Origin of the sequence: Brucella sp. TWI559 (assembly GCF_039674265.1) — a bacterium.
In the GTDB taxonomy this organism is placed as follows: Bacteria; Pseudomonadota; Alphaproteobacteria; order Rhizobiales; family Rhizobiaceae; genus Brucella; species Brucella chromiisoli.
This window is the reverse complement of the sequence record NZ_JBDJNE010000037.1, coordinates 1-12,105: the sequence shown is the minus strand read 5'-3', so window position 1 is coordinate 12,105 and position 12,105 is coordinate 1. Positions and strand designations below refer to the sequence as shown.

Sequence of the window (12,105 nt, the reverse complement as noted above, 5' to 3'; positions counted from 1 at the left end):
ATTGCCACCATCAAGCGCAATATCGCCCATGATTGAACCATCCGTGGTGCCGTCACCCAGCTGCAGAATGCCGCCGGAAACCGTCGTGCCGCCCGTATAGCTATTGGAAGCTGTTGTGATCAGCGTACCATTACCCGCTTTGGTGAAAGCGCCTTTGGCAAGACCGGCATTCCCAATAAAATGTGTGAGCGTAACAGTCTTGGTATCACCAACCGAAACCGTGCCACCGGCAGAGGTCAGTGTCACTGCACGTGCAGAAGTCATATCGGCAGTAACCAGCAGCGTGCCACCATCGAAACGCAATGCACCAGACGCATCGCCAAGATTGCTGTCTGACGAAACCGACAATGTACCCGCATTGAGGTTGGTGCCACCCTTATAGAGGTTGGTGCCAGACAAAACCAGTGTGCCATCACCGAGCTTTGTCAGCGCACCGCCTGCTCCCAAGTTCTGATTGAGCGTGAACGTGTTGGGCGTTTCGTCGATGTCAAATCCGCCGCCACCTGCGTCCCATTCAATGTTGCGGCTTGTAGTGTTCATATATGTCCCGGTGATCTGCAATATGCCGCCGTCAAACGTAAGTTTGCCGGACGCATCGCCCAACTTATTCTCAGAATTCACCGAAAGTGTACCACTCGAGAATACGGCCCCACCGGAATACTTGTTATCTTTGAACAAAACTGTTGTGCCTGAGCCGACACTCTTGACATTTCCAGTGCCGGAAATGATCCCCTCATATGTATAGACGTCTGATCGACTGAAAGCCAATGTCCCTTTTTGTGCACCGTCGATGCCTGTGCTGATATTGTTGCTTGCCAGACTGCCTGCTTTACTATTAGCACCGAATTGCAGAACCCCTCCCGTAATGTTGACTGCACCTGTGAAACTGCTGTCGGCTGTCAATATGGTCGTGCCGGATATCTGATTGATAACGCCGGTAAACTGTGGGTCGGCATCGCGCATTGCAGAGCCGAACTCGTAGCTTGTATCGGTATGATTGAAATTGATGGTCGCGCCAGCGGTCATTATTATACCGTTAGTCGCCTTCACAATACCTGGCGCAGTGGCTTGAGCGTCTGCTGCGGCTCCAACGTTCAGCGTCCCATTTGATGTGGAGATCTTCCGGCCAGCGGGGTTGCCTAATTGCAGAGGGGCTTCTGTATGAAATGTGCCGTAGTTGGAAACAGTTAAAACGCTGTTGGATGAGTTTCCGGAGTTCCCAAAAATAATTTTGTGAAGATTGGACAGATTTTTGAATTCAGATTCTTTGCCGTCAACAGTTGTTGTTCCTCCGACAATATAGTCATGCTCCGTATTGTTGATTTTAAATATAGCTCCTTCAAGAACATTTATTGTTGCGTTTTGATCGGTTGATATTTGTTCAAAAACACCGCCCATAAAACTTATCTGTGATCCGCTTCCACTTACAGTAACCGAAGTATTTAATATTTTTCCACTTTTTGTTACAACGAGTACTCCGTGATTGGTTACATCAATATTTGAAGTTATATTTCCGTATCCAAAATTTAAATTATTTAAAATAAGCGTAGCATCGTTCACATTTACATTTGAAGGCTTCGACGAGCCGCTGCTGTCAGAACCACCTGAAAGACCAGCAAGGTCGACGGCAGCGCTATCAAGGACATTGATAGTGCCATTACCTGTAAGTGGGTCAGTATCACTGCCGATTACCAAAGTGGCGTTGTCGGATGTCAGTTTCGAACTCTTGCCTGTTACGGTTAAAGTCGGATTATCGCCTGATACGTAACTGTAAGTGTTATTGTCGCCATCGCCATTCAGCTTCAGTTGCCCGCCATTTTTTATGGTCAGGCTCCCTGTCTTGAGAGTTGTGCCCTCACCGCTGCCAATGGTCAAATAGTCAGATGTTGCGGTTTTTCCTTCAATGATTGGGGCTGTGGCGGCCGTGGTTCCGCTGATTATCGCCCTCCCGGCTGTTGGCACATTTCCTGAAGTCCAATTTGATCCCGTGAACCAGTCAGTGTCGGTCGTGCCATTCCATGTGTCTGTAACAATGGTGGCGCTGGCGGAAGCTCTGCTGACCTCGCAATAAAAGCTGCCTGCCTCACAGCGATCTGCAGCGTTTACCGGAATTGCAAACAGCAAAGCTCCGACGGCGACACTGGAGAGCAACATTGCACGCACGGGCTGGTGATAAAAATCGGACTTCGTCATCAAATAAGTCTCCCACCCGCCAGGCAACCCACGGGCATAAATAGTCATTCAGCTTGAAACCAGTCGAGAGTCATCAAAACAGGCAATGCGCCACCAGAGAGATGGGTGAGCAGTTCAAAGCCTGTTAACGCAGATTATCGCCCCTTTAGCTGGCCATCGACATTAAATACAATATAAGTAAATATAGCATATTCTCAGTACAGAAGTGTATAACACGGACTTTCAATGTCAATATATGGCAAAAAATTGGGATATTTATTATTAAAATCTAATTTAGGTCGACAGAATAAATCAGATTTATTGTTATTTTATTCTTAAAAGAATGCTATTTAGCCCAAAAGTCGTTCTGCCGGATTCAGAAACGGTCAATAAGATTATGTTTCGCGTAAAAAATGCAAAGCGCGTCCATTGGATGGGGAATCGGTTTAAGGATTCCCATGGATTCGGCATCTAAAGTCGGCGCTTTTACTGTAAGTTTAGCTTGAACTGGCTGCTAGTCACCTACCAGATCTGATAAGTCCCGTCAGCCTCTGCCCAAACGCCCCGACCACAAAAATGCGCCTAGCTGTGAGTTTTCAGGAGGTCGTCCATTCAGAGCAGATTTAGGACACCGGAGTTACCAGACCTCAGTTTTCCAGGTTCACTCCGAATGAACATTCACAATGAGTGTCCGACTGACGTCTTTGCGTCGAGAAGAGATGACTGAGACCGCCACCGCCTTCCTAAAGGCAGCATTGCCAGGGCCCCGCAAAGAAAAACGAAGGCCGAGCGCTTCATCAAAACCGCTTTGCGCGAATGGGTCTATGCCCACGCATATGAAACGTCAGATCACCAAGAAAGCCATCTTCCAGTCTGGAACCATACACAATTGGCATCGCCCATGTGGCAGTCCAAAATCAAAAAACCAATCAGTCGTCTTGGCCTGAACCGAGACAACCTCTTGAGGCACCGCCACGCGGAGGACATCAAGATATCACTTCGCTCTTCCAGCCCAACCCAATACCGGAACAGCCATGGCCCTGCGCCATAAAACTGGTACAGGTTTTATCCGCACCCACTGGGTCTGCACTCAATGCTCACGGCATTTTAGCCTTAAAGATTGATCAAACTCTTCTGGCGTCCCTATATGCCTTTTATTTTCAGTAAATTTTCATACAGATCGACCAAAGATTTATCTACACCGCCGTCATGTATACGTTGATGAAGCTTATCAAGCTCATCCCATTGACTGACCTCGTCATCCTTTGGATTGGCAATCCCCACCAGCATATCTGCTAACTCACTGGCGATTTCAGAATCTGATGTTCTATCGCCACTGTCACTGACAAGAGCGTAATTGGTAACGCACTCGCATATTCTGTCGGCAGTGGCAATTGCCGGCAACCATGCCAGCGCTTCCGTACTCGCAGGCGGAGGTTCTGAGGTTGAACGCTGAAGTTGAACGCGCAAATTGGACAATGCGCTGTAAGCGGCATGCCGTTTTATCGCGCTTTGATCAAAAATTTGAGGCGCGGCATCAGCTGTATCCGTTGAATTCAAAGCGGTACAGCGCAGATAATCCGCAATCATCACAAGAGCTTTGGAGAAGTTGGACTTAATTGATTTATCTATCGATTTTGGCCAAATGAGATAACCAAAAACCAGAACTATGCCCGCGCCAAGTACTGTATCGGTAAGACGCTGGACCCCATAATTGACAGTCGGGCCCGCCACGATCAAATCCATCAGGATAAGTATCAGCGGTGTCAGGAAAGTGCATTGCAAAGCATACCCTTTAAGCGCCGCCCACGGCATAACAGCGCTCAGAATTGCGATCACAAAAACCAGATAAAAATTCTTCGGCAAGATCATAAAGATTGCCGTTGCAATCAATACGCCAATAAATGTCCCTGCACTTCGCTGCACCGCCCGCACAAAAACCGATCCAAAATCCGGTTTTAGAATAACGGCCACGGAAAGCGGTATCCAATAAGAGCGATAACCGGGCGCTGTAAACTCAGCCACCATGGCGATCAACATGCAGATTGCAAGCCGGATCGCAGCACCCACAACTTCAGGCCCCAGCAGCAATCGAGCCTTCAATCGGGAAAAACTGAAACCCGGCTTAGAGCGATCAAGCGAAAATAAATGCAGCAGAGAAAGTGATTGGGCAGATTGCTTAGGTGACCATATAATGTCGGATAACTGCGAGACATTATACATCAGCGGATTATTGTTCTGACTATCAATCTGCATCGGGTTCGGCGCGGCCTTATACATGATCGCTTTCGCCAGAAATTCCAATCGATCCGCAACGTATTTCAATAGAGTGGCGTTGTCGGAGGATGCACTTAAAAGAGCGGCGATCCGATCCGTTATGGAAAGAATATTCGCGCTCCAGTCTCTGGCAACCGAACGCCCATCCGCCTGAAGCTGATTATGCATCAGGGCTGCATATGCTTTTGACTGCGCATTATGGACATCGCGAATAGCCGTTTCAACACTGGTGTCACCTGGCCTTGCCTGGATGAGGGTCCGTGCAAGATTAGCCAGTGCGTCAAGCAGGCCTGATACGATCTCACGCTCCGGTCTCTTGGGACTCACAAGTGCTTCGACTGCAAGCAAAGTGGCGGCAAAGGCTGCGCCGCTGGCAAAAAGCGATGGCATCAGCCAGACTGACGCTGTCGAATGAACATGTGCCGCCACAATGGTCATAACGAGCATTTGAAGAGCACCAGCCGAAACCGCTGCGCCATAGCCACTGATCAAGCCCGACAGCAACGCAACCACCACAACACCTGCAATTGTCGCAATACCGTGACCGCCGATCAGCGAACCCATGAGATAACCGCTCATCCCCATAGGGGTCGTGATAAGCATGCGGCGAAACCGGGCAAGGTAAGGATCGTTCTTTTCACTTATGCCCGTAAGCAGGCCACCCAGACAAACGAGCATTGCCGGCACAACATGCCCAGTCAAAAAGCCGATGCTCATCGGCACAGTGGTTAGCAAAGTCAATCGCAGCGAATGTCGCCACGGCCAATAAGGCGCGGGCGAAATCTGAGCCAGATTGCGTAACCATTGCGCCGGTTGATATGCCATGAATTACAACACTTCGTTTTTATCGTCGTAGAGCGGATTGAGAGCATTTCCAGCAAAAGCGCGAAGCGGTTTGTGCGGGATAATGCGTGAAAACAAAAAGATAGAGCATTTCCAATGATTCAATCAAAGCAGAAAATGCTCCAAGAGCGCCAAGCGGATTGAGCCGGAACGGCGCTCTATTGTTTGCGCTACCGATTAATGCCGATGATTAATCGGTAATCTGATTGATAATGCTACTTGAGCAGCATATCCGTTGCATCAAGCGTGTCTATTGATGAGATTTTATCCAGTGGCGCAACCTTAAGGTCCCCCTGCGCAAAAAGCCGATTCAGATCAAACTTGATAAAATTGATTGCATCATATGTGCGCACATAGAAGTCATTGTTGGTCAGATCGCCTAGCACCGTCCATGACGTATATTCGGTTTTGTATTCCTGACCACCTGTCGCTGAGAAACCTTCAATATCCAGTCCACCCGACTGCGGAGGGTCAATGGTGATGCCGCGCGGACGATCAAAGTTATTCATGATATGGCCAAGCGCACGGATTGCTTTTTCTGGCGCAGTTTTTTCTGCAAAGGTTGAATAATAAGCAGCGCGCACAAAACGTCCCACGGATGTACTGGAAGCCGGCAATCCAGCCGTTGCAATCCCTGAATCCGGCTGCGAAACCTGCAAGTCCCCAAACTTCCCTGTCGACTGATCAAGATTATTCAGGAACGTATAATTGTTAAGGTTGGTCAAATGCCATGTGAACTCGGGCCCGTTGGTCATCACCCCGACAGGGTTGTCATACACATTCTGACGATCACTCGAAAACTCAATGACGATCGATTTGCCAGTGCGATCATGCACCACAAAATGGAAAGGCGTTTTTGCACCGTGTAACGGTACGAGTGACGTCAAAATCACTGTGTTTTCAGTCAATGCTGCTTTTACTTCAGCGGCTGTCGCGAACTGCGCCAGTGTCCATGCGCCAAGATCAATTGCCGCAAGCATTGCTTTTGTCTTGGCCGCATTATCGGCAGGCCCTGATGCACCTGCGAAAGCAAGCACGCTGAAAGTCAGACCGGCTTCATTCAGACCCTCGACAATTTTGAGATCAGCAATGCTTCCATTTGGAACAGCAATCGCAAAAATCCCGTATTTGCTCTGAAACTCCAAAGGATCGTGACCATCAACCACTGATGAGAACTGGTGGCCTTTCGGGATACTGGCGACCACGTATGGCAGCTCCATCGACAGTTCCATCGTACGTCCTGCATAGGCACCACCACCAGCATCGCGGAACAAAAGAGCCGTACATGCAAACCATACATCGTGGGGGATCTGATAGGTTGACACGTCCGAAAGAAATGGAACGACTGTTGAGATAAAAGACACTTTTTACTCCCCTTAGACGCTGATTTTTAATGTTCTGCTTCGCAGAAACCTTCATGAAAGGAATAACCGCCAGAGCTATAACTATCAATGAATTATCGGGAAAAAAATCCGGCAATGAAAAACTTGATTAATTCGCATCCCGAAAACAGTTTCCAGTTTTCGGGATGCTTTTTCACGGACCGTCATAGTATTGGAATGAGCCCAAAAGCTTTACGATACTATTTCTGGCTTTTTGCTGTATCCATATCTGGAACGATATGGTGCGTTGGCCGCGCACGTGGATGCATGAAGAAATGCCCATCCGGCGCATTATGCAACTTGATATGCACCATCTTCATCCCCGTCGATTTCCCGCGCTTGTCATGGAGTGCATAAACAATGAACGGAATAACCAGCACAACAAGAAAGCTGATCACAAGTAACATAACATATGTTTCATCTGCACTCTCCCCGCCGATAGAAGTCGGTGGATAAAACGACACGAAGAAGGCGAGCAACGACACGAGAAACCCAACAGAGGCGACAGCGATTTTGAAACCATTGCTGCCGGGTATACGATAGGTGCGCTTGAGTTCGGGCTGCTTCAAAATCAGCTGCATATAACCAAGGAACAGCAGAAAATAGGTACACAAATAAATGACCACAGTCAGTGCAAGCGCGATCAGGAATGACATATTGCTGCCGCCACCTGTATTGGTGAGCACAATGATTGCAACAGATGTCAGGACGAGTTGAGCCACAACGAGCGCGACGGGAACACCGTTCTTGTTCACCTTGGCGAAGGCGGTCGGCAAAATGCCCTTTTGTGCGGTGACATACATGCCACGCGACGGCCCGACAATCCAGGCGGCGATTTCAGCCAGAACACCAAGCAGAAGCAATGCAGCTATGATACGCACAGTCCACTCAAATCCGGGACCGAAATGCGCGACCAGCGCACTGAAAGTTTGCACCACACCCGATGAAAGATTAATGTCATTGGATGGAATAGTTGCCGCAACAGATAGCCCTCCGATAGAACTGAGAATGATTGCAGCCGCCATAAGCAGGAACATGGCCATCGGATAATCACGACCCGGATTCTTCATTTCATTGACGTGCGTCGCGGATGCTTCAACACCCATATAGCTCAAAATAAATGCCACAAAGACGACAAGCGTACCGATCTTCGTAAAGTCTGGGAAGAATGTCTGGGCGGACATTTCAATCTGCAACGGCGCGCCGCTGGCTAGATAAGCAATGGCCAAAGCCGTGAGGATGAATGCTGGCAGCAAAATACCAGCGAAAAAACCGACTTTGGCGATGATCGCAGTGTATTTTGTGCCACCCAATTGGGTGAAAGCAAGCGCCCAGAGAATAATCAGGGCGGCGATTGTTTTTGTAACCGGGTCGGAATTGAGTGCAGGCCAACTCAAAATATAAGACAGCGCGCCCAGCACAAAATAAAGCATCGGGATAAAGCCGATGGCAATTTCAAGATAGCAGAATGAGATTGCTGCAAAGCCCCATCGCTCACCGAGCGTGTTGGAAACCCAAGCAAAGACACCCCCCTCCTCCCAACCCTCGACGGTCGCCATTTCAGCAGCACAAAGACCAACGGGAATGAACCATAAGATGCCACCAAGCAGCAGGAAGAAGACAAGACTAAAACCAGACGTCGCAAATGTTGGATACTCATATACTGCCATCACCATTGAGGCGGTAATAGCAAAAAAACCGATCATTGATAATTGTTTAGCCGGGATTGCGGCCTTTGTATTCGCCATGACAATTCTCCTGAGTGTAGAGACGCTCATGAGACTGATCGCACATCAATCTCACGAACAAGTTGCGAATATTCAAATGAACGTGGAGCACACAGTGAAACTCGCGTGCAGCTCCGCCTTCACTCCCTCAGAACAGCGCGTATACGCCACGCGCTGCTCCCTGTGTTCGGCAGTCTGATGCTGTCATCGAGCGCTTTATCATTTTGTACGAGCGCACACCGTGTATCGAAAGCTGGTTCCCACTTTTCAGGATGTGCTTTAGCTATGATTAAAGCCGCCCGCTTCTTCCGCCGATAGCGGGTTACTGACCGGGTGCTTTTCAAAATATTCAAGGCTGCGCTTGAGATCTTCGATCAAGAGACCTCCCAAGTCACGGCTCACGCCATGGCGCACCAGAATACGCTGAACCACGAGATCTTCGCGGTGTGCAGGCATCGAATAAGCTGGCACCTGCCAGCCACGGCTGCGCAAACGGTCGGCAACATCATAAAGAGTATAACCACCGATTGCCTGGCCTTCTTTCAACTTCCATGCCAACGCCGGAATGCCCTGTTGGCTGTCGCCATCAAAGATCATTTCAAACGGGCCGATCTTTGCGATCTCAGCTGCCAGATATTGCGCTGTTTCATAGCAAGCGTCGTGAATTTTCGCATAGCCTTCGCGCCCCAGACGCAGGAAATTATAATATTGCGCAATAATCTGTCCGCCGGGGCGAGAGAAGTTCAATGCGAATGTTGGCATATTGCCACCAAGATAATTGACATTAAAGATCAGCTCTTCCGGCAGATCAGAAGCCTCACGCCATACAACCCAGCCTGCACCAAGCGGAGCCAGACCAAATTTGTGACCTGACGTATTGATCGATTTTACACGCGGAAGGCGGAAGTCCCATTCGATATCCGGCGCACAGAATGGTGCAAGGAAACCACCGCTGGCACCATCCACATGGATTGGAATGTCCAGCCCAGTTTCCTTCTGAAGCTGATCCAGCGCATCATGGACAGCCTTCACTGGTTCATACTGGCAAGTAAACGTGACACCCATGGTCGGCACAACGCCAATCGTATTCTCGTCGACGCGCTTGAGCACTTCTTCCGGGCTCATGATCAGACGATCACCTTCAAGCGGAATCTCGCGCAACTCGACATCAAAATACCGGGCAAATTTATGCCAGCAAATCTGCACCGGACCACAAATCATGTTTGGCTTATCCGTCGACTTACCCTCGGCTGCACGCTTCTTGCGCCATTGCCATTTAAGCGCAAGTCCACCCAGCATTGCAGCTTCCGATGAGCCAGTCGTCGAGCAACCAAGCGTATTTTCTGCGTCTGGCGAATTCCACAAGTCAGCGATCATGTGCACGCAACGCGCTTCGATCTCGGCTGTCTGCGGATACTCATCCTTGTCAATCATGTTCTTATCGATCGACAAATCCATAAGCTGGCGAATTTCCTCGTCAACCCATGTCTGACAAAAGGTTGCAAGATTCTGACGTGAATTGCCATCCAGCATCAATTCATCGCGAACGGCGGCAAACACATTCCGCGGATCACGCTCTTCGTTGGGAAATTTCGTCTTAGGCAAAGAAGCAGATAATTCTAATGACGCGTATACATCGTCCAAGCTGTTGTATTTTGCGGAAATAGATTTCTTAGACATGCCTCGCCCTCCATCTACGGATAATACCAAGATATATTACCGCTCAATTCGTTGCTTATGGACAAGCAATCTGTCAACATAAATTATACAATAATAATAAATTAGTTAATTTGATTAGAAAATTGTTATATTGGCTATTGTCACATAAGATTTCCTGTGCGTAAATTACTATTGCCATATGAAAATATTGTTTTCAGGGGGTTCATTTTGTCGTCAAATCTTCAAGATAATATTGTTTCCGCTTATGAAAATGCAAAGCAAACATCTGGTGGGAAAAATGCCGATTACATTCCTTTTCTGGCTAAGGTTCCCAGTGAACTGTTTGGCATCGCCATCGTAACTTCTGATGGCCAGGTATTCAAACATGGAGATGCCGATTATCAGTTCGCACTGGAATCCATTTCCAAGGTTTTTACACTCGCTCTGGTAATGGAAAACATCGGCGCAAAGGCCGTTAAAGAAAAGCTTGGCGACAGCCCCACCGGTATGCCTTTCAATTCGGTGCAGGCACTCGAAATGCATGAAGGAAAGCCATTGTCACCACTGGTCAATGCCGGCGCGATCGCTGCTGCGAGTCTTGTTCCCGGTGATGATGCCGAACAATGCTGGACAAATATTCTCGACATGCAAAGCCAATTCGCCGGGCGCGACATTCATCTGAGCGATGAGGTTAATCAATCGGAGCAGGAGACGAATTTTCACAACCGGGCTATTGCCTGGCTGCTTTACAGCGCAGGAACGTGCTATAGCGATCCTATGCGCGCCGTGGATGTCTATACGAGGCAATGCTCAACGCTTGTCAGTTGTGTTGATCTCGCAACCATGGGCGCGACGCTTGCCGCTGGCGGCATCAATCCAATCACCAGAAAGCGTGTCGTTCAGCAAGAGCATGTCGCGCCATTGCTCGCAGAAATGATGATGGAAGGCCTATATACATCTTCCGGTGACTGGGCATATTCCGTTGGTTTGCCTGCAAAAAGTGGTGTCGGCGGCGGTTTGGTCGCGGTCATTCCCGGTAAATTGGCCGTTGCTGCATTTTCGCCGCCGCTTGATGAGGCTGGCAATTCCGTGCGGGCACAAATGGCCATCAGCGAAATCGAGCGTCAACTTGGCGGTAACATATTCAAAGCGCCCATCTGATCCTGCCAGAACGGCTCGCCATGATGCTCAGTGGGGCACTCTCTGAAGTGCGCCGAATACAGCGGTATGTTGTTTCAGCTTTCAGCCTTACTCTACTCTACAAAAAAGGTCCTCTCGGCGAGCGCTCTGTCCATCAGGAGCGCCATTGCCTGAAAAGGACAAGCCTACAGCAAGGAGTGATCATATCCAGGATCAATACCTTTGAGACACAACTGCGCTCATTGAGAAGAGAGGTTTTTCAGATCATCTTAGCACCATGAAAGGGAGCGGAGATGCGGCAGAAAGCATTGGCTGAATATGTCATCAAGATAGCTGCAACGCCGTGAAAGTCATGGCCTGACAGAAGCCCTCGCTCACGCCCCGCCGGAAAAACGCTTGCTGAAAGCGCGGAATCGGATTCCGTCACCTGCCTATATTGCCATTAAGGTCGACGATGAATTTAAGGCTAAGCCATCCGACCAAATGAGATGGGCACACAGTCTTCACTATATGAAGATTGTTAGGATTAGGATGGTTCTATCTCTCCACCATTTTGGATAACTGCTCGCGATACGTCATCACCTGGAACTATATACCAGCGTGAAAGTCAAGGACGCCACTGACGCTCTCAATCAGGCGCTGGCCGCTTCAAACTGCTATAACGTCAAGATTGAACACAGCCCCACCCGCTCTACTCGCGCATTTCCAGCAAAAGCGCGAAGCGGTTTTGCGTGGGATAATGCGTGGAAACAAACCGATAGAGCATTTCCAATGATTCAATCAAAACAGGAAATGTTCTAGGTCGTGCACTCATAAATAGTCTAGCTATTTGAATGGATTAGTGATTCAAAGGTTTCGGATTTGGAGGTCTTTGATGTCACGTCGCCGCTATGAACTTACAGAAC

6 protein-coding genes and 1 pseudogene are annotated in these 12,105 nt (G+C 48.9%); 2 read left to right on the top strand and 5 right to left on the bottom strand.

What is annotated here, in order from left to right:
• On the bottom strand, window positions 1-2,241 hold a 2,241-nt coding region (locus tag ABE530_RS18975), incomplete at its 3' end, for a beta strand repeat-containing protein (RefSeq protein WP_499695625.1).
• 697 nt (window positions 2,242-2,938) lie between these two features.
• Here ABE530_RS18975 and ABE530_RS18970 point away from each other — a divergent pair.
• Window positions 2,939-3,139, top strand: a pseudogene (locus ABE530_RS18970) (integrase core domain-containing protein); the annotation flags it as partial.
• A 176-nt stretch (window positions 3,140-3,315) separates the two neighbouring features.
• Here the strand turns inward: ABE530_RS18970 and ABE530_RS18965 are convergent.
• The 4 genes from ABE530_RS18965 to gad form a co-directional block, all read right to left on the bottom strand.
• A complete protein-coding gene (locus ABE530_RS18965; protein ID WP_499695624.1) occupies window positions 3,316-4,839 on the bottom strand; it encodes an FUSC family protein in 1,524 nt (507 codons plus the stop codon).
• A gap of 668 nt (window positions 4,840-5,507) precedes the next feature.
• On the bottom strand, window positions 5,508-6,656 hold the full coding sequence (locus ABE530_RS18960) for a linear amide C-N hydrolase (protein WP_499695623.1): 1,149 nt from the start codon (window positions 6,654-6,656) through the stop codon (window positions 5,508-5,510).
• A 218-nt stretch (window positions 6,657-6,874) separates the two neighbouring features.
• Complete coding sequence (gene gadC, locus ABE530_RS18955) at window positions 6,875-8,422, bottom strand: glutamate/gamma-aminobutyrate antiporter (RefSeq protein ID WP_499695622.1); 1,548 nt, start codon at window positions 8,420-8,422, stop codon at window positions 6,875-6,877.
• 258 nt (window positions 8,423-8,680) lie between these two features.
• The gene (gene gad, locus ABE530_RS18950) at window positions 8,681-10,081 is read right to left on the bottom strand and encodes a glutamate decarboxylase (RefSeq protein WP_499695621.1); all 1,401 of its coding nucleotides are present in this window, start codon (window positions 10,079-10,081) and stop codon (window positions 8,681-8,683) included.
• 207 nt (window positions 10,082-10,288) lie between these two features.
• Between gad and glsA the strand changes: the two genes are divergently transcribed.
• Window positions 10,289-11,221, top strand: a complete 933-nt coding sequence (gene glsA, locus ABE530_RS18945) for a glutaminase A (protein ID WP_499695620.1) — start codon at window positions 10,289-10,291, stop codon at window positions 11,219-11,221.
• The last annotated feature ends 884 nt before the right edge of the window (window positions 11,222-12,105 follow it).